This is a genomic window from Pseudomonas taeanensis MS-3 (assembly GCF_000498575.2).
Classification (GTDB): Bacteria; Pseudomonadota; Gammaproteobacteria; order Pseudomonadales; family Pseudomonadaceae; genus Aquipseudomonas; species Aquipseudomonas taeanensis.
The window spans coordinates 1-21899 of the sequence record NZ_AWSQ01000003.1 but is presented as its reverse complement, the minus strand read 5'-3'; the positions used below and the strand labels follow the sequence as shown (position 1 = coordinate 21899).

Sequence of the window (21899 nt, the reverse complement as noted above, 5' to 3'; positions counted from 1 at the left end):
TCTCGCGCTCTTGCGGGCGCTAAGTGGGCCGGTACTCAGCGGTAGGTGATGAGTTCCGGCGCCTTCAATAGCTGTAAATGCACTTGGCTATTGAAGGAAGCCAGGCTCACTTCGCTGCCACGGAACTTCAGGCAGCTTAGTGAGGTGTTAACAATTTGCCAGTTCAGCTCGAAGGCCTTTTCCGCTGGTACGCCGGTGATCAAGTGCAGCAGCGCGGTGATGGTGCCGCCGGAAGTGAATACCGCAATATTCTGCTGGCGCTCGGCTTGCTCGAGTAGCCGTGTGAGGCCACCTTGTACCTGTTCGACAAATGCTTTCCAGCTTTGTAGGTCGGGCTTGTCGTGTTCGCCGGAAATCCAGCGGCCGATCAAACGGGCGAACAGACGCTGGAACTCGGCACGGTTCTGCGTGGCATTGCGCAGGATGTGCAGGGCTTCGGGTTCTTCGGGAAGTAAATCGGGGAGTAGGGCGCGGATCACAGCGTCGGCATCGAACTCGTTGAAGGCAGCATCGACTTCAAGTGACGGAGCCTGCATGCCAGCGTTCTTCAGTTGGCTCAGTGCGGCATTCGCAGTGTGTTGCTGGCGGCGGAGATTGCCACTCAGGCTGCGGTCGATACGGACACCGAGCTGGCTCAAGTGTGCGCCCAGTACTTCGGCCTGGCGAATTCCGATGGGCGAGAGCACATCGTAGTCGTCGGCGCCAAAGGAAGCTTGGCCATGTCGAATCAAGTAAATGCTGCCCACGTCCGCTGATATCCCGGTACGGTGAAAGTTTCGCGAGGGTATGGGGATCGCCTGGGCCTGTCAACGAAAAAACATACGCTTGTTTGAATTTCTGGTCATGACTAATGCTGCTTACCAGGCAACTGGCCGGCAATCCGCGGCGCCGGTATGCTTGGTCGCTACGAGCGCAGCTCAAGGCTGGGCGCTGGCATGAGAACGAGGGAACATCGTGGAGTTTTTAGCGGAATATGCGGGCTTTCTGGCCAAGACGGTGACTGTGGTGGTCGCCATTCTGGTGGTGCTGGTCGCGGTTGTTGCAGTGCGTGGCAAAGGTCGACGCGGTGGCGGGCAGTTGCAGGTGCACAAGCTTAACGACTTCTACAAGCAGCTGCGTCATCAGCTGGAACACTCGGTGCTGGACAAGGATCAATTGAAGGCGCGGCACAAGGAGGAAAGCAAGGCGGAGAAACTTGCGAAGAAAATCGGCTCGCACAAGCCTCGGGTATTCGTGCTGGACTTCGATGGCGATATCAGGGCCTCGGCTACCGATAACCTACGTCATGAAATCACCGCTGTATTGAGCTTGGCGAAACCACAGGATGAAGTGGTGCTGCGTCTGGAGAGTGGCGGTGGCATGGTGCACAGCTATGGCCTGGCGTCTTCACAGTTGGCGCGGATTCGCCAAGCCAACGTGCCGCTGACTGTATGCATTGATAAGGTCGCGGCCAGTGGCGGCTACATGATGGCCTGCATTGGCCAGAAGATCATATCTGCCCCGTTTGCCATTCTTGGCTCGATCGGTGTGGTTGCGCAGTTGCCTAATGTGCACCGACTGCTGAAAAAGCATGACATCGATTTTGAAGTGCTCACCGCAGGCGAATACAAGCGCACCCTGACCATATTTGGTGAGAACACCGAGAAGGGCCGGGAAAAATTCCAGGAAGACCTGGAGACTACCCATAAATTGTTCAAAAACTTCGTCGCCCGCTATCGCCCGCAGCTGGAGATCGATGACATCGCCACAGGTGAAGTTTGGCTGGGCTTGGCTGCCTTGGAAAAAGAGCTGGTCGATGAGTTGAAAACCAGCGACGAGTACCTGGCCGAACGCTCAAAAGAGGCCGAGTTGTTCCACTTGCACTACGCCGAGAAGAAAACCTTGCAGGAGCGTGTGGGGCTGGCGGCCAGTGTGGCGCTGGATCGTTTCGCGCTTAACTGGTTGAGCCGTCTGACCCAGCAGCGTTTCTGGTGACCAGTCTTTAGCCATAGGAGATCGAAATGGGTAAGTTCACAGCATTGCAAGCCCGTGAAGATGCAGCGGGAGCATTCGAACAATCGATTGTCGAACGCGACACTGCAGAGTTACCAGCCGGCGAGCTGTTGATTCGGGTCCGTTACTCCTCGCTGAACTACAAGGATGCACTTTCTGCCAGCGGCAATCGTGGCGTCACCAAGCACTTCCCGCACACGCCGGGGATTGATGCGGCTGGTGTGGTGGAAGCGTCCAGTGTTGCCGAGTTCAATGCCGGCGATGAAGTGATAGTCACTGGCTACGACCTGGGCATGAATACCGCAGGTGGTTTCTCTCAGTACATCCGCATTCCGGCCAGTTGGGCAATTAAGCGCCCACAGGGGCTGTCGTTGCGTGCGGCGATGGTTCTGGGTACGGCCGGCCTGACGGCAGCCTTATGCATCGACAAGCTAGAACAAGCCGGGGTGACCCCGGACGCCGGACCGATCCTGGTGACGGGGGCTACGGGTGGGGTCGGCAGTATCGCCGTGGCATTGTTGGCCAAGCTTGGTTACACGGTGGCGGCGTCTACCGGCAAAGTGGAGCAGGGTGAATTTCTCAAGCAGTTAGGGGCTCAACAGATCGTACTGCGTAGTGAGCTGCAACAGGGCGTGGAGCGGCCCATGTTGAAAGAACAATGGGCTGGCGCGGTGGATACCGTCGGTGGTGACATTCTGTTCAATGTGGTCAAGTCACTACGTTACGGCGGCAGCGTGGCCTGTTGTGGGCTGACTGCCGGGATCGCGTTCAACGCCAACGTCCTGCCGTTCATCCTGCGGGGTGTCAACTTGCTCGGGGTCGACTCGGTTGAGCTGCCACTCGTGGTCAAGGCATCGATGTGGGACAAGCTGTCGGTGCAATGGAAGCTCGATGGTCTGGACCCGCTGGTTACGGAAGTTGACCTGAAACAGTTGCCCGAGGCGATCGGCCAGATCCTCGCCGGCAAGTTGGTGGGCCGGGTGCTGGTCCGCGTGGACTGAGCTGGTTAGCTGGGGAGTTAGCGGACACGAACGGCCCGGTTTGCCCGGGCCGTTCGTGTTTTCAGGTGCGGCTGACGTACATGGTGATCTCGGCGCGAAGTACGGCCTTATCACCGGCATAGGCCATCACGGGCACCTTTACATCGCCCAGCGCACTCCAGTCCACCGCGCTGCCATCGGCGACCGCGCGGATGTCGCCATCGGCCTTGGCCAGATATTCCACGGTCATGCCGCGTGGAATCCAGCGACAGTCTGCTGGGATCGACGCATCGGTCATGGTCCCGGCGACCAGCTCTGCTGCGTTGCACAAGGCAATGGCATGTACCGTACCGATGTGGTTGAGCACCTCGCGGCGCTTGGCGAAGGTGACTTCGGCGTAGCCTGCGCGCAGTTCGACGAACTGCGGGGCGATGCTGGCAAAGTAGGGTGCGACTTGGCCGATCATGGCGCTGAACTGAGCAGGACCCGCTTGTTTATACATCTGCAGCATCTGACTCATGATGCCTCCTGATACTCGGATGGATTGAAGTTGAGTGCGCGCCGAGTCAGTATACGAGTGCTAGAAATTAATTCTAGAAAAATATTCTAATTGTTTGAAGTGAAGAAAAAGATGGCACGTCCCTCGCGCAAAGACGATATTCTCAAGGCCGCGCTGGCCTGTTTCATCGAGGTGGGCGTGGATGCCACTACGGTAGAAATGATCCGGGATCGCTCAGGTGCCAGCATCGGCAGCCTGTACCACCACTTTGGCAATAAAGAGCGGATCATCGCCGCGCTCTACCTGGCGGGCACCGCTGAATACGCAGCACTGCTCGAGAAGGGCTTTGCCGAGGCGCATTCGGCGGAGGCCTGTATAAAGCTGCTGGTCACCAGCTATATCGACTGGGTGGTGAGCAACCCGGACTGGGCGCGCTTTATTCTGCACAGTCGCGGTCGGGTGGAGGCCAGCGAGCTGGGCGAACAGTTGCGCGAAGCCAACCGCCTGCATTTCGAGCGAATTCAGCAGGCGCTGGTGGGATATCGTGAGCAGCAATTGTTCAAGGTCATGCCGGCCGATTGCTTCGCATCGGTGGTGATCGGACCGACTCATGACTTTGCGCGTAACTGGCTGGCTGGGCGTACTCGCACGCAGTTGTCCGCGTGTCGTGAGTTACTGGCCCAGGTGGCGTGGGACAGTGTCAAAGCCTGAAACAACAAGCCCCGCATTCGCGGGGCTTGTTGTTGGGTTGCCAGTCACTCAGCTTTGGCGACGGCGGAACAGCGGCTGTGGCTGGTCGGCTGCGGCCTGGTAGACTTCATCGAAGTCATTCAGGCTTTCCAGTGCCTCGTACGGATCACGATCCGGGCGAATGGCATAGGCATCGAAGCCGCAGCGCTGCATGAAGAACAGCTGGTCGCGCAGCACATCGCCGATGGCCCGCACTTCGCCCTTGTAGCCGTAGCGCTCACGCAGCAGGCGAGCGCTGGAGAAGTGACGGCCGTCGGCGAAGTTGGGGAAATTCAGGGCGATAACCTGGAAATGGGCGAGGTCGTCGGCGATTTCTTCGACTTGCTCGTCGGCGTCCAACCACACGCCCAGGCCACCGTCGCGGGCTTTCAGGGCATGACCGTGATCGCGCCACAGCTGCAGCGGGACGATCAAGTCGTCGCAGTTGGACAGGCCGTCCAGCGTCGCGTCCTTGTCCAGCAGGTGCCAGGTTTCGTCGATGACTTGGTTGTTCTTAATGATTCGCTGCATAGACGCGCTCCTTGAAGGGGTCGATACCGATACGGCGGTAGGTGTCGATAAAACGCTCGTCTTCGGTGCGCTGTTCAACGTAGACCTTAATGACTTTCTCGATCACGTCCGCCATGTCGTCTTGGGCGAACGAAGGGCCGAGGATCTTGCCCAGGCTGGCATCACGGCTGGCACTGCCACCGAGGGAGACCTGGTAGAACTCCTCACCTTTCTTGTCCACGCCGAGGATACCGATATGGCCGACATGGTGATGACCGCAGGCGTTCATGCAGCCGGAGATGTTCAGGTCGACCTCGCCGATATCGAACAGATAGTCGAGATCATCGAAGCGGCGCTGAATGGCTTCGGCAATCGGGATCGACTTGGCGTTGGCCAGGGAGCAGAAATCACCGCCCGGGCAGCAGATGATGTCGGTCAGCAAGCCGATGTTCGGCGTGGCGAAGCCGTTGTCGCGCAGCTCGCCCCAGAGCTGGAACAGCTGGCTCTGCTCGACGTCGGCGAAAATGATGTTCTGTTCGTGGGAGTTGCGCACTTCACCGAAGCAGTAACGATCGGCCAGATCGGCAATCGCATCCAGTTGCTTGTCTGTGACGTCACCCGGCGCCACGCCAGTAGGCTTGAGCGACAGGGTCACTGCGACATAACCCGGCTTCTTATGGGCCACGGTATTGCGCGCGCGCCAGCGAGCGAAGCCCGGGTGTTCGGCGTCCAGGGCAGCTAGCACGGCACTCTGGTCTTCCAGGGCCTTGTAGCTTGGGTCAACGAAGAACTGCGAGACCCGCTGCACTTCCGCATCAGTGAGGGTGGTGGGGCCATCTTGCAGATGCGCCCATTCGGCCGCGACTTTTTCCGCAAAGACCTCAGGGGTCAAAGCTTTGACCAGAATCTTGATGCGCGCCTTGAACTTGTTATCGCGACGGCCGTAGCGGTTGTACACACGCAGGATGGCATCGAGATAGCTCAGCAGGTGCTGCCAGGGCAGGAACTCGTTGATGAAGCTGCCGACGATCGGCGTACGGCCCAGGCCGCCACCGACGGAGACGCGAAAGCCCAGTTCGCCGGCATCGTTGCGCACCGCTTCGAGGCCGACGTCGTGTACTTCGATGGCCGCGCGGTCGCTGACGGCGCCATTCACGGCAATCTTGAATTTACGCGGCAGGTAGGCGAATTCCGGGTGGAAGGTCGACCACTGACGGATGATCTCGCACCAGGGGCGCGGATCAATCAGTTCATCGGCGGCGACACCGGCGAACTGGTCGGTGGTGGTGTTGCGGATACAGTTGCCGCTGGTCTGGATCGCGTGCATCTGTACGGTTGCCAGTTCGCCGAGGATGTCGGGTATGGCTTCCAGTTCCGGCCAGTTGAACTGGACGTTCTGTCGGGTGCTGATATGCGCGTAGCCCTTGTCGTAGTCGCGGGCAATCTGCGCCAGTTTGCGCACCTGAGTCGACGACAGCAGACCATATGGCACTGCGATGCGCAGCATCGGTGCATAGCGCTGAATGTACAGGCCATTCTGCAGGCGCAGCGGGCGGAATTCTTCGCCACTCAGCTCGCCAGCCAGGTAGCGGCGGGTTTGATCACGGAACTGCTTAACGCGGCTCTCGATGATGTGTTGATCGTACTGGTCATATACGTACATGAACTGTCCTGTAGTCAGGCTGCTTACTGTCTCTCAGCGCGCACGGCCGCGCACTCCTCGCGGAGCGTGGGCACGATACCAGCTCAGTGTTATGCGCAAAAGTGAAGGTTTCGTATATATGCAGACCGTTTGGTTCTAAGTAGCAACAAAGGCATAACTGCAGTGCTTGAGATAGCTGTAAGGGTGGTCTTAACTGCAAGAGCCAACCTTCCATAAGCATAAATAAGGGCTAGCCAATGACCGACCTTTCCGAACTGGACAAACGTGACAGCGTTGTCGATGCTCGAGCGATCTTCGTTCTGATCCTGATTGCCGTAGCCACGGCGGTATTCTGGGTCAGTCAGCACTAGTACTAGGGGTGGTCAGAAGCTGGCGTGAGGTCACTGGCGCCAGCTTTTTTATGTTCTGTATCCGCAAGGGGGGGCTGATTTGCGGCGGGAATCGAGTCTTTACCTTGGGGCGGGACTCATCATCTTGAAGCTGTCGATGCGTTTCGACGTCCTGCAGTCTTCAACTGGGTTGTAGGTACCGTGGTTACTGGCCAGGTGTGCTGGTTGTTCCGCGGGAGGGAGCGGTCACACGCCGGTCTGCCCAAGACTCTTGTTGTAGAGCGGTAATACGATGGTCGTATGGTTCTGATAGGACGCTGCGGCTACAAAATGCACCCATAGAACAACAACTACCCATTGAGGTATTTCTGATGAGTGCTGCGTCCCTGTATCCCGTGCGCCCCGAGGTGGCGGCTCAGTCGTTGACCGATGAGGCTACCTACAAAGCCATGTACCAGCAGTCGGTGATCAACCCCGACGGTTTCTGGCGTGAGCAGGCCCAGCGTCTCGACTGGATCAAGCCGTTCAGCAAAGTTAAACAGACTTCCTTCGACGATCATCACGTCGACATCAAGTGGTTCGCCGACGGCACCCTCAACGTTTCCTACAATTGTTTGGATCGTCACCTGGAGGAGCGCGGCGATCAGCTGGCAATCATCTGGGAGGGCGACGACCCGTCAGAGCAGCGCAATATCACCTACCGCGAACTGCACGAACAGGTGTGCAAGTTCGCCAACGCACTGCGCGGTCAGGACGTGCACCGTGGCGATGTAGTGACCATCTATATGCCGATGATCCCGGAGGCGGTGGTTGCCATGCTCGCCTGTACCCGCATCGGCGCCATCCACTCGGTGGTGTTCGGCGGTTTCTCTCCCGAGGCGCTGGCGGGCCGCATCATCGATTGCAAGTCCAAGGTGGTGATTACCGCTGACGAAGGTCTGCGCGCGGGCAAGAAAACGGCGCTCAAGGCTAACGTCGATGATGCCCTGACCAATCCGGAAACGGCCAGCGTGCAGAAGGTCATCGTGTGCAAACGTACCGCTGGCGAGATCAAGTGGAACCCGCATCGCGATGTCTGGTACGAAGAGTTGATGAAGGTCGCCGGCAGCGTCTGCGCGCCGAAGGAGATGGGTGCAGAGGAACCGCTGTTCATCCTCTACACCTCCGGCTCCACCGGCAAACCGAAGGGGGTGCAGCACACCACCGGTGGTTACCTGTTGTATGCCGCACTGACCCACGAGCGAGTATTCGACTATAAGCCAGGCGATATCTACTGGTGCACCGCCGACGTTGGCTGGGTCACCGGTCATAGCTACATCGTCTATGGTCCGCTGGCCAATGGGGCAACCACTCTGCTGTTCGAGGGGGTGCCGAATTACCCGGACATCACCCGGATGTCGAAGATCATCGACAAGCACAAGGTCAACATCCTCTATACCGCGCCGACTGCCATCCGCGCGATGATGGCCCAGGGCGATGCCGCGGTGCAGGGTGCCGATGGCAAGAGCCTGCGCCTGCTCGGTTCGGTCGGTGAGCCGATCAACCCGGAAGCCTGGAACTGGTACCACAAGACCATTGGCCAGGAGCGTTGCCCGATTGTCGATACCTGGTGGCAGACCGAAACCGGCGGCATTCTGATCAGTCCGCTACCAGGCGCTACCGCGCTCAAGCCGGGCTCGGCAACCCGTCCGTTCTTTGGTGTGCAGCCGGCATTGGTGGATAACCTGGGGAATCTGCTGGAGGGCGCCACCGAGGGTAATCTGGTGATCATCGATTCCTGGCCGGGCCAGGCGCGAACGCTGTATCGCGACCATGACCGTTTCGTCGACACCTACTTCAAGACCTTCAAAGGCATGTACTTCACTGGCGACGGCGCTCGTCGCGACGAGGATGGTTACTACTGGATCACTGGTCGCGTCGACGACGTGCTTAACGTTTCCGGTCACCGCATGGGTACCGCGGAGATCGAGAGCGCCATGGTCGCTCATCCGAAAGTCGCCGAAGCTGCGGTGGTGGGGGTGCCACACGACATCAAAGGGCAGGGCATCTACGTCTATATCACTCTCAATGGTGGTGAGGAGCCCTCAGAGCAACTGCGCCAGGAACTGAAGAACTGGGTGCGCAAGGAGATCGGCCCGATCGCTTCGCCGGATGTTATCCAGTGGGCGCCTGGCCTGCCCAAGACTCGCTCGGGGAAGATCATGCGGCGGATCCTGCGCAAGATTGCTACCGCGGAATACGATGCCCTTGGCGATATTTCAACCCTGGCCGATCCGGGGGTAGTGCAGCACCTCATCGATACGCACCGCGGCATGCAAGCGGCCTGATCAGGTTTGTCTTCAACGCCCCGTCTTGGCTTGGTGCCGAGGCGGGGCGTTATGTTTTGCGGGGCCGCAAAACCGGCGAAGGCTTCTAGCTGCAGACTTATGAGGCTTCGAGCTGGCTTGTGTTCGAGGTGATTCGCCGGCCAAAGAGCCTCTGAAGTTGGCTATTTATCCATACTTGCGCTGGTCAGGCGCTTCTCATGGGCTGTCACCTGATGCGGTAACAGCGTGCTGGAAGTGGGGTCTGGGGAAACGCTTGCTGTCAGTTTTATCCAGTTTCTGATGCCGCTATCAAATAGAAATAAAGCTGTAGGGTTCGTGAAATAAGGGCTTTAAGGTTTTTGGCGCGTTAATTGCGTTTATTATCTGTTGCCTGTCTTTTTTGTCGTTGCATGTTTTGCAGGGGCTGTCAATGCGCCTTCCTGGTGCGATCTGGTGTTTTGTAATTACTTGTCGCATTGAGGAAATATCGGCTTTGGGCCTGTCGCTAGAATGCGCCACACCCAGCCGGAGGCTTTTGTGGTCTGCGTGATACGCAGAAATGACCACAGCCTCCCCAGGCTTTACGTGCGGTTGGGGCGCGTGCATCAGTATGCGCACACTGCCATCCACAGCCATTCCCATTCGAAGGAGTCACAAGATGAAGAAGATTGCACTTCTCGGCGCACTGGCGCTATCCGTGCTGTCACCGCTGACCATGGCTGAAGAAGCCAAGCCTCTGCGTATCGGCATCGAAGCGGCTTACCCTCCGTTCGCCTTCAAGACTCCTGAAGGCAACATCACTGGTTTCGACTACGACATCGGCAACGCACTGTGTGAAGAGATGAAGGTCAAGTGCAAGTGGATTGAGCAGGAGTTCGACGGCCTGATCCCGGCGCTGAAAGTACGCAAGTTCGATGCCGTGCTGTCCTCGATGACCATCACCGAAGACCGCCTGAAGTCGGTGGATTTCTCCAAGAAGTACTACCACACCCCGGCCAAGCTGGCGATGAAGGCTGGCACCGAGATCAACGATCCGCTGGTCGATTTGAAAGGCAAGAAGGTCGGCGTGCAGCGCGCATCCATCTATGACCGTTATGCCTCCGACGTGTTCGCTCCGGCTGGCGTAGAAGTGGTGCGTTACAGCTCGCAGAACGAGATTTTTCTTGACCTAACCGCCGGTCGTCTGGATGCCACCCTGGCCGATGCGGTGAACATCGATGATGGCTTCCTCAAGACCGACGCCGGTAAAGGCTTCGCCCTGGTCGGTCCGGATTTCAAAGAGCAGAAGTACTTCGGTGAAGGCGCCGGTATTGCCGTGCGTAAAGGCGATAAGGCACTGGCCGACAAAATTACCGCAGCCATCGCCGGCATACGTGCCAACGGCAAGTACAAGGAAGTGCAGGACAAGTACTTCGCCTTTGACGTCTACGGCGACTGATCGAGTTACTCGGTCGCTTTTCACTGAAAGTGGCGCACACTGGTTAACACAGGGTTTGCGCCACTTTATCGTAGTGCTCTCCGGCGCCACCCGGCGCCCGTATGAGGTATTAAGAGCATGCTGAATGGCTACGGCTCGACCATTCTCGACGGTGCCTGGCTCACCCTGATGCTGGCCCTGTCCTCGGTGGCGGTTGCCACCTTTCTCGGCCTGCTCGGTGCGGCCTTTCGCCTGTCGCCGATCAAGTGGCTGGCGCTGTTGGGTGAAACCTACGCCACTGTGGTTCGCGGCATTCCCGATCTGGTGCTGATCCTGCTGATCTTCTATGGCGGTCAGGACGTGGTGAATCGGGTGGCGCCGATGCTCGGCTATGACGAGTACATCGATATCAATCCGTTTATCGCCGGTGTATTCACCATGGGCTTCATTTTCGGGGCCTATCTCTCGGAAACCTTTCGCGGCGCCTTTATGGCGATCCCCAAAGGTCAGAGCGAGGCGGGCGCGGCCTATGGCATGAGTGGAATGCAGGTGTTCTTCCGGGTGCTGGTGCCGCAGATGATTCGTTTCGCCATTCCCGGCTTCACCAATAACTGGCTGGTGCTGACCAAAGCCACCGCGCTGATTTCCGTGGTCGGTCTGCAAGACATGATGTTCAAGGCGAAAAGCGCGGCGGATGCCACTCGTGAACCCTTCACCTTTTACCTGGCGGTTGCGGCCCTCTATCTGGTACTGACCAGTGTGTCACTGCTGGCCCTGCGCTTCATCGAGAAACGCTACTCGGTCGGCACCAAAGTCGCCGATCTGTGAACATGGGAGCGAACGCATGATCTTCGACTTCAACGTGATCTGGGAAAGCCTGCCGCTGTACTTCGGCGGTGTACTGGTGACCTTGCAGCTTCTCCTTATTTCCCTGGCTGCTGGCCTGGCGATGGCGATTCCGTTGGCGCTGATGCGGGTGTCCAAATCGCCGCTGGTCAACTTCCCGGCCTGGCTCTACACCTATGTGGTTCGCGGCACGCCGATGCTCGTGCAGTTGTTCCTGATCTATTACGGTCTGGCCCAGTTCGAGGCAGTGCGCGACAGCGTGCTGTGGCCGTACTTGTCCAATGCGACTTTCTGTGCCTGTTTGGCCTTTGGCATCAACACCAGTGCCTACAGCGCAGAAATTCTTGCCGGCAGTCTGAAATCCACGCCGCCCGGCGAGATCGAGGCGGCCAAGGCGGTGGGCATGTCGCGCTTCAAGCTGTATCGACGCATCCTCCTGCCGTCTGCCTTGCGCCGGGCGCTGCCGCAGTACAGCAACGAAGTGATCATGATGCTGCACACCACCAGTCTGGCGTCGATCGTCACCTTGATTGACATCACCGGTGCCGCGCGCACAGTCAGTTCGCAACACTACCTCCCGTTCGAGGCGTTCATTACTGCCGGTGTGTTCTACCTGTGCCTGACCTTCATCCTGGTGCGCCTGTTCAAGCGGGCAGAACGCCGCTGGCTGGTCTACCTGGCACCACGCAAGGCCTGAGGAGGGCACGATGCAGCGGATCGAGCACATCCTGCCTTGGGGCTGCCCTGGTACTGAGCGCCGTTTGAGCGTGTTTCGTTTCGGCAGCGGACTGCGCAAGGCCTATATCCAGTCCTCCTTGCATGCCGATGAATTGCCGGGGATGCGGGTCGCCGTCGAACTCAAACGGCGTTTGCGCGAGCTGGAGAGCCAGGGTCGCCTGAACGGGGTGGTCGAACTGGTGCCGGTGGCCAATCCGATTGGTCTGGTGCAGATCTTCCAGGCTACTCAGCAGGGTCGCTTCGAAATGGCCAGCGGGAAGAACTTCAACCGCGATTTCTTCGAACTGGCCGAGGCTATCGCGCCTGCGCTGGATGGCTGTCTTGGCGACGATGGCGAGAGCAATGTGCGGCTGATTCGAGCGGCCATGCTCGAAGCACTGGACGCTCTGCTGCCGGCTGCTTCCGAGTTGCAAGGGTTGCAGCGCTTATTGCTCAAACATGCCTGCGATGCCGATGTGGTGCTCGATCTGCACTGCGACTTCGAGGCGGTGGTGCATCTGTACGCACTCCCGCAGCACTGGTCACAGTGGCGCTCGTTAGCAGCACGGCTTAAAGCTGGTGCGGTGCTATTAGCCGAAGATGCTGGCGGCAACTCCTTCGATGAAGCCTGCTCATCGCCCTGGTTGCGCCTGGCGCGGCGCTTCCCCGAGGCAGTTATTCCGCTTGCGTGCCTGGCCACTACCGTCGAGTTGGGCGGCATGGCCGATACCGACAAGCCGCAAGCCGAAGCCAGTGCCGAAAGCATTCTGGCGTTTCTCGCCGAGCAGGGGCTCATTGCCGGTGACTGGCCGACAGCGCCAGCCGAGTGCTGCGAGGCCACACCGTTCGAGGGTGCCGAGTATGTCTATGCACCCCATGCCGGGGTGGTCAGCTTCCTCCTGCCGGTGGGTGCCCAGGTCAAAGTGGGTGATCCGCTATTCGAGGTGATCGACCCGCTGGATGATCGCCACAGTACCGTCTGCGCTTCGACTGACGGTGTGCTCTATGTTCGTGAACGGATGCGCTTTGCCCAGCCCGGTTTATGGCTAGCCAAGGTGGCCGGTCGTACCCCTATTCGCCAGGGTCGCTTGCTCAGCGACTGATTCAAGAGAGTGGAAACCATGTACAAACTTGAAGTTCAGGATCTGCACAAGCGTTACGGCAGCCACGAAGTGCTGAAGGGCGTGTCTCTGGCCGCGAAAGCCGGTGACGTGATCAGCATCATTGGTTCCAGTGGTTCAGGCAAGAGTACCTTTCTGCGCTGCATCAACCTGCTGGAACAGCCCCACGGCGGCAAGATTCTGCTCAACGACGAAGAGCTGAAACTGGTGGCCAACAAGGAAGGCGCGCTCAAGGCCGCCGACCCCAAGCAGTTGCAGCGCATGCGCTCGCGCCTGGCCATGGTGTTTCAGCACTTCAACCTGTGGTCGCACATGAGTGCCCTGGAAAACGTCATGGAAGCGCCAGTGCATGTGCTTGGCATGTCGAAGAAAGAAGCCTTGGAAAAGGCCGAGCACTACCTGAACAAGGTCGGTGTGGCGCACCGCAAGGATGCCTATCCGGCGCACATGAGTGGCGGCGAACAGCAGCGTGTGGCGATTGCCCGTGCCCTGGCAATGGAGCCCGAAGTGATGCTGTTCGATGAGCCGACCTCGGCGCTCGACCCGGAGTTGGTCGGCGAAGTGCTCAAGGTCATGCAGGACCTGGCCCAGGAAGGCCGAACCATGGTGGTCGTGACCCATGAAATGGGCTTCGCCCGCGAGGTCTCCAACCAGTTGGTGTTCCTCCACAAGGGAGTTGTGGAGGAGCGAGGTTGCCCGAAAGAAGTATTGGTCAATCCACAGTCTGAGCGACTTCAGCAGTTCTTGTCTGGTAGCCTGAAGTAAGTGGCAGCGAGTGTCTGTGCGCCGCGCTATGCCCCTAAAAGCCAACAGAGCCTAAACTGCCTGACATGACTGCCAATCGAATCGGCTTCTTGCTGTGGTCCAACACCAAACCCATGACGTTGGCATTGGCTGAGGAAGCGCTGCGCGTTGCCCAGCGAGTCCATCCTGAAGTTATCTACGAACTGTTGTTCCTGCAGGCCGACGCGCCGGTTGAAGGCGCCTGGCGTCTTCCGGGTGAGTCCTGGGTGGGCAAGCTGGAGGGCTGTCAGAAGCTGTTTCTGCTGGCCGACGAGCCGCCAGCACCGATGCCGTCGGCCTTGTCTGGCGCGCTCAAACAACTGGTGCGCGCCGGCTGTGTGATTGGCGGCATATCCGCCGGGGTTTATCCCTTGGCCCAGCTGGGCTTACTCGATGGTTACCGTGCTGCTGTGCATTGGCGCTGGCAGGACGATTTCACTGAGCGGTTTCCCAAGGTCATCGCCACCAGTCACTTGTTCGACTGGGATCGCGACCGCCTGACGGCGTGCGGCGGCTTATCGGTATTGGATCTGCTGCTGGCCCTGCTGGCGCGCGATCACGGCGCCGAACTGGCCGGTGCGGTATCCGAAGAGCTGGTGGTCGAGCGCATTCGCGAAGGTGGTGAGCGGCAGCGTATTCCACTGCAGAATCGTCTGGGTTCCAGCCATCCGAAGCTGACTCAGGCGGTATTGCTGATGGAAGCCAATATCGAGGAGCCGCTGACTACCGACGAAATCGCCCAGCATGTCTGTGTGTCGCGACGTCAGTTGGAGCGCATCTTCAAGCAGTACCTTAATCGTGTGCCCAGCCAGTACTACCTGGAGCTGCGCCTGAACAAGGCGCGTCAGTTGCTGATGCAGACCAGCAAGTCGATCATCCAGATCGGTCTATCCTGTGGCTTCTCCTCCGGCCCGCATTTTTCCAGCGCCTACCGCAACTTCTTCGGTGCGACTCCACGCGAAGACCGCAATCTGCGGCGTAGCAACAGCCCATTCGAGCTGACGTCTACCCCGATTGAGCGCAGCTAAGAAAAACCGCAAATATCTGCGGTTTTTATGGCCCAGCGATACAGCCTCAGCCCTGCTCGTTCTCACGCGCAAATAGCGGATTGCCGCAGCGATTGCAGAAGGCTGCATGCCGCTCGTGCGTGTTCTTCGTGCAAACCGGGCAGGCGTGTTTGAGGTGTTCCTCGCCACTGCGCATGGCCGTGGCCAGCTCTGCGGTGAAAATGCCGGTCGGCACGGCGATGATCGAGTAACCGGTGATCATCACCAGTGTCGACAGTGCCTGACCTAGCGGGGTTTGGGGCACGATGTCGCCGAAGCCGACGGTGGTCAGGGTCACCACCGCCCAATAAATACCCTTGGGAATGCTGGTGAAGCCGTGCGCCGGCCCTTCTATGACGTACATCAAGGTACCGAACACCGTCACCAGGGTTGCGATACAGGCGAAGAACACGGTGATCTTCTGTTTGCTACCGCGCAGAGCTGTGAGCAGGAAGTTGGCTTGGCGCAAATAGGGGCTGAGCTTGAGTACGCGGAACACCCGCAGCATGCGGATCACCCGAATGATCAACAGGTACTGCGCGTCCGGGTAGAGCAGGGTGAGCAGGGCAGGCAGGATGGCCAGCAAGTCGATCAAGCCATAGAAACTGAAGGCATAGCGCAGTGGTTTGGGTGAGCAATACAGGCGCACCACGTACTCGGCGGCGAACAGGGCGGTGAAGCCCCACTCGAGGCTGGTGAACCACTGGTCGTATTGGCTGTGCACATCGTTGACACTGTCGAGCATCACCACTACCAGACTGGCCAGAATGGCCAGCAGCAGGTAGCGGTCGAAACGTTGCCCGGCCGGGGTGTCGGTAAAGAAGATGATGATGTACAGGCGCTGGCGCCAATCGGGTGAATTATCCATGAGCGGGTCCTGAGAACTTCCTTTCTGCGCATTGGCGAGCAGCCTAGGGAGTTTTACCTACGCGGTGCAAGTGCTCAAGCTCAGTCCTCGCTGGTGCGCCCGCCCATAGTGCCAGTGGAGCGAAGCAGGAGTTGGCCGGCGTTGATGAGCCAGCAGGCCAGGATGAACGGCATGGTTAGCGCCGGCAGGCCAAGGACCGTGAAGCCTGGCTGCACGAGCAGGGCGAGGAGAATGCCCAGCAGTGGTGCCCAGGGCCGACGATGCACTTGGCTCAAGGCAATGCCGGCCAGTGCGGCGTTATAACCGTACAAACCAGCCAGGGCGCCGTGCTGTGGCCAGCCCAAGTAGAGCGCCAGGCTCAATCCGCTAGCCGAACCGAGCAGGGCCCAGAGCGCTGCGCGGCGGTCGGCCAGCAGCAAGCCGCTCAGCAGGCAAAGGCCCGCCAGCGGTTGATCGAGAAAAATGACCTGCCCCAGTCCGCGTAGCGGCGCAGCCACGACATTCAGCCAGTCGAGGTCGCTTAGCAGGGGGAGGGGGCTGGGCTGCACCTGTAGCTGCAAGGGCGCTGCGAGCGCTAGCATCAGCCAGCTCAGGCCGACAAAGGGAAAGGTGAACGCGGGTAGCCAGTGGCGCTCACGCAAGCGTTGCATCCAGGGCGCCAGGATCAGGCTGGACAGGCCGCCAGTGACGATGATCAGCAACGGCAGGGTCGGCGACCAGGCGAAAGTTATGCTGACCAGCATGCCGAGCAGGATGCCGTTATAGCCGTACAGGCCGATGTCTATATCGGCCTGCGGGTAGCCTCGTCGTTGTGCGGTGAGCATGCTGCTCAAGCCGCCGAGCAGGGCCCCGCCGAGCAATGCCGGCGCCCCGGCGGCAATCGCCAGCAGCACCAGCAGGCCGCAGCCAGGATGGCTTTGCAACAATATCTGGCTGAAGCCACTCAGCAAGCCGATGAACCCGCGTCGGGAGGAAGGCGGCAGAGGCAGGTGCTGCATGCTCGATTAACCTGAATAAAAAGAGGCGCCCGCTATGTGAATAACGGACGCCTGTAAACTGGCCATGCCAGCGTGGGATTCATGTCGTGCAGATGGTTAGGCGCATGACACCTGACCACGGTCACATGCCCAATACGGTGCACGGTGTTCTGCCGTCATGGACGGCTAGAGCAACGTGTTGCGCGCCGCTAACCCACCCTCGATTGCTTCACTGCAAGGTTTCGATACGCAGGCTGTTGGTGCTGCCCGGTTGGCCGAAGGGTACGCCGGCGGTGATCACCACGGTGTCGCCGGGCTGGGCCATGCCCTGGGCCTGGGCGATGTCGAGGGCGGTGCTGGTGACTTCCTCGACTTCATGCAGGCGCGGGTTGACCACCGAGTAGATGCCCCAGGCGACGGTCAGGCGTCGCGCGGTGTGCAGGTTCGGGGTCAGGCTGAGGATCGGCGTCTTCGGCCGCTCGCGCGAGGCGCGCAGGCTGCTGGCGCCGGACTCGGTGTAGTTGACCAGCGCGGCCACCGGCAGGATCGAGCTGATGCGCCTGATCGCGCAGCTGATCGCATCCGAGGCGGTGGCTTCGGCCTGGGGGCGGCTGACGTCGAGCTGGGCCTGGAAGTCCGGGCCGCTTTCCACCTGGCGGATGATCTTGCTCATCATCTGCACCGCTTCCAGCGGGTAGTCGCCGGAAGCGGTCTCGGCCGACAGCATCAGCGCGTCGCTGCCTTCGGCCACGGCGTTGGCCACGTCGGTGACTTCGGCGCGGGTCGGCGCCGGGGAGAAGCGCATGGATTCGAGCATCTGCGTGGCCACCACCACAGGCTTACCGAGCTGGCGGCAGGTGCGGATGATGTCCTTCTGGATGCGCGGCACGTTTTCCGCCGGCACTTCCACGCCCAGGTCGCCACGGGCGACCATGATCGCGTCGCACAGTTGGGCGATGGCTTCGATCTGCTGCACCGCCGAGGGTTTCTCGATCTTGGCCATGATGAAGGCCTTGCCCTGGATCAGTTCACGCGCCTCGAGGATGTCCTCGGGACGCTGGACGAACGACAGCGCCACCCAATCCACACCCAGCTCCAGGCCGAAGGTCAGGTCGCGGCGGTCTTTCTCGGTCAGCGGGCTGAGTTGCAGCACCGCCTCCGGCACGTTGACGCCCTTGCGGTCGGACAGCTCGCCGCCGGCGATCACCTGGGTGTCGATGGCGTCGCTGTGCTTGGCGGTTACCTGCAGGCGCAGGCGGCCGTCGTCGAGCAGCAGGTTCATCCCCGGCTGCAGCGCTTCGATGATTTCCGGGTGCGGCAGGCTGACTCGCTGAGCATTGCCGGGCGTGCTGTCCAGGTCCAGACGGAAGGCCTGGCCGCGCTCCAGATTGACCTTGCCGTCGGCGAAGGGCCCGACCCGCAGCTTCGGTCCCTGCAGGTCCATGAGGATGCCGATCGGCGTATTCAGGCGCTGCTCCACTTCGCGCACCCACTGGTAGCGCTGGGCATGGTCGGCGTGTTCGCCGTGGCTGAAGTTGAGGCGGAACAGGTTGACCCCGGACTCGACCAGCTGGCGGATGTCGTCGATGCCATTGATCGCCGGGCCGAGGGTGGCGAGGATTTTTACTTTCTTGTCGGCGTTCATTGGGCAGGGTCCTTTAGGATCAAAATGGCGCGGAAATCGTTGACGTTGGTACGGGTCGGCCCGGTGACGATCAGTTGATCGAGGGCGGCGAAGTAGCCGTAGCCGTTGTTGTTGTCTAGCTCGTCGCTGCTGCTCAGACCCAGCGCCGCGGCGCGGGCATGGCTATCGGGGGTCATGATGGCGCCGGCGTTGTCTTCCGAGCCGTCGATGCCGTCGGTGTCACCGGCCAGGGCATAGACCCCGGGCAGGCCCTTGAGGCTGTCGGTCAAGCTGAGCAGAAACTCGGCGTTGCGCCCGCCGCGGCCGTTGCCACGCACGGTGACCGTGGTTTCGCCGCCGGAGAGGATCACGCACGGCGCCTTGAGCGGCTGGCCGTGCAGCAGCACCTGCTTGGCGATGCCGGCATGCACCTTGGCCACCTCGCGCGATTCGCCCTCCAGGTCGCCGAGAATCAGGCTCGGTAGACCGGCGGCCTCGGCCTTGGCAGCGGCGGCATCCAGCGCCTGTTGCGGCGTGGCGATCAGCTGGAAGTGGCTGCGGCTCAGGCAGGGGTCGCCTGGTTTGACCGTCTCCGAACGCGGGTCCTGCAGCCAGGCGCGCACATTGGCCGGGATCTCGATGCTGTAGCGGGCGAGAATCGCCAGGGCCTGCACCGAGGTGGTCGGGTCGGCCACGGTCGGCCCGGAGGCGATCACCGTGGCTTCATCGCCCGGCACGTCGGAGATCGCGTAGGTGTACACGCTGGCCGGCCAGCAGGCCTTGGCCAGGCGTCCGCCCTTGACCGCCGAGAGGTGCTTGCGCACGCAGTTCATCTCGCCGATGGTCGCGCCGGACTTGAGCAGCGCCTTGTTGATCGCCTGCTTGTCGGCCAGGCTGATGCCCTCGGCCGGCAGGGCCAGCAGCGAGGAGCCGCCACCGGACAGCAGGAAGATCACCCGGTCGGACTCAGTGAGGTTGCTGACCAGTTCCAGCACCCGGCGGGCCACCCGTTCGCCGGCGTCGTCCGGCACCGGGTGGGCGGCTTCCACCACCTCGATCTTCTGGCAATGGGCGCCGTGCCCGTAGCGGGTCACCACCAGGCCGGAGACCTCGCCCAGCCATTCCTTCTCGACCACTTCGGCCATGGCCGCGGCGGCCTTGCCGGCGCCGATGACGATGACCCGGCCGCTGCGCTCGCTGGGCAGATAATCGGCCAGCACCTGGCGCGGGTGGGCGGCGTCGATGGCGGTGGCGAACAGGTCGCGCAACAGGCTGTGCGGATCGATGGGCATGGCGGGCTCTCTTGTTATCGCAGGATCAACGTCGATTGCAGTCCGCAGCACTCATCTTGGCAAGTGCTGTGGACTGGAATCGACCCACCCGGCAGGCAGGCCGTGACACCGTCTGCCGGGCAAATCGAAAGGGGCATCGGCTGACCGCTCCAACCTACCTTGGATCAGTCAGCCGATGTGTTGCTCGTTGCACGCCGGCTGGACTCCGCGTGCCGCTCGTTCCCACGCTCCGNNCGGAGCGTGGGAACGATCAAAGGCGTTTACTCCTTGCGGATCGAGAAGTTGGCCATGTGTTCCAGGCCCTTGATCAGCGCCGAGTGATCCCAGTTGCTGCCGCCGATGGCCGCGCAGGTGCTGAACACCTGCTGGGCGTTGGCGGTGTTGGGCAGATTCAGGCCCAGCTCGCGCGCGCCGGCCAGGGCCAGGTTGAGGTCCTTCTGGTGCAGGCTGATGCGGAAGCCCGGATCGAAGGTGCCCTTGATCATGCGCTCGCCGTGCACTTCGAGGATCTTCGAGCCGGCGAAGCCGCCCATCAGCGCCTCGCGTACCTTGGCCGGGTCGGCGCCGTTCTTGGCGGCGAATAGCAGGGCTTCGGCCACCGCCTGGATGTTCAGGGCGACGATGATCTGGTTGGCCACCTTGGCGGTCTGGCCGTCGCCATTGCCACCGACCAGGGTGATGTTCTTGCCCATGGCCTGGAACAAAGGCAGGGCGCGCTCGAAGGCCGCCTCGCTGCCGCCGACCATGATCGACAGGCTGCCGGCCTTGGCGCCGACTTCGCCGCCGGACACCGGGGCGTCCAGGTACTCGGCGCCAGTGGCCTTGATCTTCTCGGCGAAGGCCTTGGTCGCGCTCGGCGAGATCGAGCTCATGTCGATCACCACCTTGCCGGCGCCAACGCCAGCGGCCACGCCGTCCTGGCGGAACAGCACGTCGTCGACCTGCGGGGTGTCCGGCACCATGACGATGATGAATTCGGCTTCCTGCGCCACTTCGCGCGGGTTGGCCAGGCCGATGGCCCCGGCAGCCACCAGATCGGTCGGGGCCGGGTCGTGGTGCTCGGAGAGGAAGATGCTGTGACCCGCTTTTTGCAGGTTCTGCGCCATGGGCTTGCCCATGATGCCGGTGCCGATAAATCCGATTTTAGCCATGAGAATATGCCTCTTTATATCTGTCAGTCGCAATGCTCGGGTCGACGCAGACCTTGTGGGAGCGGGCTTGCCCGCGAATGCAATGGTGGTTTCACTGCCGCTTTCGCGGGCAAGCCCGCTCCTACAGGTTCGGTGTCAGGTCTAGAGTCAGTGATCAGATCGCGTTGTGGGTTTTCAGCCAGCCAAGGCCGGCAGCGGTGGTGGTGGCTGGCTTGTATTCACAGCCGATCCAGCCCTGGTAACCGATGCGGTCCAGGTGCTCGAAGAGGAAGCGGTAGTTGATCTCGCCTGTGCCCGGCTCGTTGCGGCCCGGGTTGTCGGCCAGTTGCACATGGTTGATCACCGCCAGGTTGGCCTCGACGGTGCGCGCCAGGTCACCTTCCATGATCTGCATGTGGTAGATGTCGTATTGCAGGTACAGGTTGCTGCTGGCGACCTTGTCGCGAATGGCCAGGGCCTGCGCGGTGGTGTTCAGGTAGAAGCCGGGGATGTCGCGGGTGTTGATCATCTCCATGACCAGCTTGATGCCGGCGGCCTGGAGTTTTTCCGCGGCGTACTTGAGGTTGTCGACGAAGCACTGCTCGACGCTGGCGTCATCCAGCCCCTGCGGGCGGATGCCAGCCAGGCAGTTGATTTGCGTATTGCCCAGCACCTGGGCGTAGGCGATGGCCTTATCGACACCGGCGCGGAATTCCTCGACCCGCTCCGGGTGGCAGGCGATGCCACGCTCGCCCTTGGCCCAGTCACCGGCCGGCAGGTTGAACAGCACCTGGGTCAGGCCGTTGGCGTCCAGGCGGGCCTTGATCACGTCGACCGGGAAGTCGTAGGGGAACAGGTATTCGACACCACTGAAGCCGGCAGCTGCGGCCGCGTCGAAACGCTCGAGGAAGTCCACTTCGGTGAACAGCATGGACAGGTTGGCGGCAAAACGGGGCATGGGATGCTCCTTCTTGGTGTAGCCCGGATGCAATCCGGGGAAATTTTGACAGCCCCCGGATTGCATCCGGGCTACGGAGTTGGTCTTAATCCAGCAGCGAGATCGCGCTCGG

General features: G+C 60.7%; 20 protein-coding genes. 10 read left to right on the top strand and 10 right to left on the bottom strand.

Annotated elements, in window-relative coordinates:
- Nucleotides 1-35: 35 nt before the first annotated feature.
- Nucleotides 36-746, bottom strand: coding sequence for a histidine phosphatase family protein (locus TMS3_RS12660; RefSeq protein WP_025165647.1), 711 nt, complete (start codon nt 744-746; stop codon nt 36-38).
- Nucleotides 747-954: 208 nt separating this feature from the next.
- Here TMS3_RS12660 and sohB point away from each other — a divergent pair, with 208 nt between their 5' ends.
- Nucleotides 955-1974: a protease SohB gene (sohB, locus tag TMS3_RS12655; protein ID WP_025165646.1), complete on the top strand. Its 1020-nt coding sequence runs from the start codon at nt 955-957 to the stop codon at nt 1972-1974.
- 26 nt (nt 1975-2000) lie between these two features.
- Entirely contained in the window at nt 2001-2993 is a 993-nt protein-coding gene (locus tag TMS3_RS12650) for a YhdH/YhfP family quinone oxidoreductase (RefSeq protein ID WP_025165645.1), read from the top strand.
- Between the two features lie 61 nt (nt 2994-3054).
- On the opposite strand, the gene TMS3_RS12645 is transcribed toward TMS3_RS12650, so the two are convergent.
- Complete coding sequence (locus TMS3_RS12645) at nt 3055-3492, bottom strand: hotdog fold domain-containing protein (protein ID WP_025165644.1); 438 nt, start codon at nt 3490-3492, stop codon at nt 3055-3057.
- Between the two features lie 111 nt (nt 3493-3603).
- Here TMS3_RS12645 and TMS3_RS12640 point away from each other — a divergent pair, with 111 nt between their 5' ends.
- A complete protein-coding gene (locus TMS3_RS12640; RefSeq protein ID WP_025165643.1) occupies nt 3604-4182 on the top strand; it encodes a TetR/AcrR family transcriptional regulator in 579 nt (192 codons plus the stop codon).
- A 48-nt stretch (nt 4183-4230) separates the two neighbouring features.
- Here TMS3_RS12640 and TMS3_RS12635 read toward each other — a convergent pair whose 3' ends face one another.
- Both TMS3_RS12635 and TMS3_RS12630 read right to left on the bottom strand, forming a co-directional pair.
- The gene (locus TMS3_RS12635; protein ID WP_025165642.1) at nt 4231-4731 is read right to left on the bottom strand and encodes a DUF934 domain-containing protein; all 501 of its coding nucleotides are present in this window, start codon (nt 4729-4731) and stop codon (nt 4231-4233) included.
- Complete coding sequence (locus TMS3_RS12630) at nt 4715-6373, bottom strand: nitrite/sulfite reductase (protein ID WP_025165641.1); 1659 nt, start codon at nt 6371-6373, stop codon at nt 4715-4717. The genes TMS3_RS12635 and TMS3_RS12630 overlap by 17 nt, the downstream gene beginning before the upstream one ends.
- Before the next feature lie 700 nt (nt 6374-7073).
- Here TMS3_RS12630 and acs point away from each other — a divergent pair.
- The 7 genes from acs to argR all read left to right on the top strand — a co-directional run bounded on the left by acs (nt 7074) and on the right by argR (nt 14920).
- Complete coding sequence (gene acs, locus TMS3_RS12625; RefSeq protein ID WP_025165640.1) at nt 7074-9029, top strand: acetate--CoA ligase; 1956 nt, start codon at nt 7074-7076, stop codon at nt 9027-9029.
- Nucleotides 9030-9666: 637 nt separating this feature from the next.
- On the top strand, nt 9667-10446 hold the full coding sequence (locus tag TMS3_RS12620; protein WP_025165639.1) for an ABC transporter substrate-binding protein: 780 nt from the start codon (nt 9667-9669) through the stop codon (nt 10444-10446).
- A 117-nt stretch (nt 10447-10563) separates the two neighbouring features.
- Entirely contained in the window at nt 10564-11253 is a 690-nt protein-coding gene (locus TMS3_RS12615; protein WP_025165638.1) for an ABC transporter permease, read from the top strand.
- A 16-nt stretch (nt 11254-11269) separates the two neighbouring features.
- Complete coding sequence (locus TMS3_RS12610) at nt 11270-11968, top strand: ABC transporter permease (RefSeq protein ID WP_025165637.1); 699 nt, start codon at nt 11270-11272, stop codon at nt 11966-11968.
- 10 nt (nt 11969-11978) lie between these two features.
- Nucleotides 11979-13091, top strand: a complete 1113-nt coding sequence (locus TMS3_RS12605; protein WP_025165636.1) for a succinylglutamate desuccinylase/aspartoacylase family protein — start codon at nt 11979-11981, stop codon at nt 13089-13091.
- A gap of 18 nt (nt 13092-13109) precedes the next feature.
- Complete coding sequence (locus tag TMS3_RS12600; protein ID WP_025165635.1) at nt 13110-13874, top strand: ABC transporter ATP-binding protein; 765 nt, start codon at nt 13110-13112, stop codon at nt 13872-13874.
- 65 nt (nt 13875-13939) lie between these two features.
- Nucleotides 13940-14920: a transcriptional regulator ArgR gene (argR, locus tag TMS3_RS12595; protein ID WP_025165634.1), complete on the top strand. Its 981-nt coding sequence runs from the start codon at nt 13940-13942 to the stop codon at nt 14918-14920.
- 46 nt (nt 14921-14966) lie between these two features.
- Here argR and TMS3_RS12590 read toward each other — a convergent pair whose 3' ends face one another.
- The 6 genes from TMS3_RS12590 to hyi all read right to left on the bottom strand — a co-directional run bounded on the left by TMS3_RS12590 (nt 14967) and on the right by hyi (nt 21787).
- Nucleotides 14967-15806 carry an ion transporter gene (locus TMS3_RS12590; RefSeq protein ID WP_025165633.1) on the bottom strand — a complete coding sequence of 280 codons (840 nt, stop codon included), beginning with the start codon at nt 15804-15806 and terminating at the stop codon, nt 14967-14969.
- 80 nt (nt 15807-15886) lie between these two features.
- The gene (locus TMS3_RS12585) at nt 15887-16804 is read right to left on the bottom strand and encodes an urea transporter (protein ID WP_025165632.1); all 918 of its coding nucleotides are present in this window, start codon (nt 16802-16804) and stop codon (nt 15887-15889) included.
- A gap of 208 nt (nt 16805-17012) precedes the next feature.
- Complete coding sequence (gene pyk, locus TMS3_RS12580; protein ID WP_025165631.1) at nt 17013-18428, bottom strand: pyruvate kinase; 1416 nt, start codon at nt 18426-18428, stop codon at nt 17013-17015.
- Nucleotides 18425-19699, bottom strand: coding sequence for a glycerate kinase type-2 family protein (locus TMS3_RS12575; RefSeq protein WP_025165630.1), 1275 nt, complete (start codon nt 19697-19699; stop codon nt 18425-18427). The genes pyk and TMS3_RS12575 overlap by 4 nt, the downstream gene beginning before the upstream one ends.
- Before the next feature lie 260 nt (nt 19700-19959).
- Nucleotides 19960-20850 (bottom strand): 2-hydroxy-3-oxopropionate reductase, encoded by an 891-nt coding sequence (locus TMS3_RS12570; protein ID WP_025165629.1) that lies wholly within the window; start codon nt 20848-20850, stop codon nt 19960-19962.
- 154 nt (nt 20851-21004) lie between these two features.
- Nucleotides 21005-21787, bottom strand: a complete 783-nt coding sequence (hyi, locus tag TMS3_RS12565) for a hydroxypyruvate isomerase (RefSeq protein WP_025165628.1) — start codon at nt 21785-21787, stop codon at nt 21005-21007.
- Nucleotides 21788-21899: the final 112 nt, after the last annotated feature.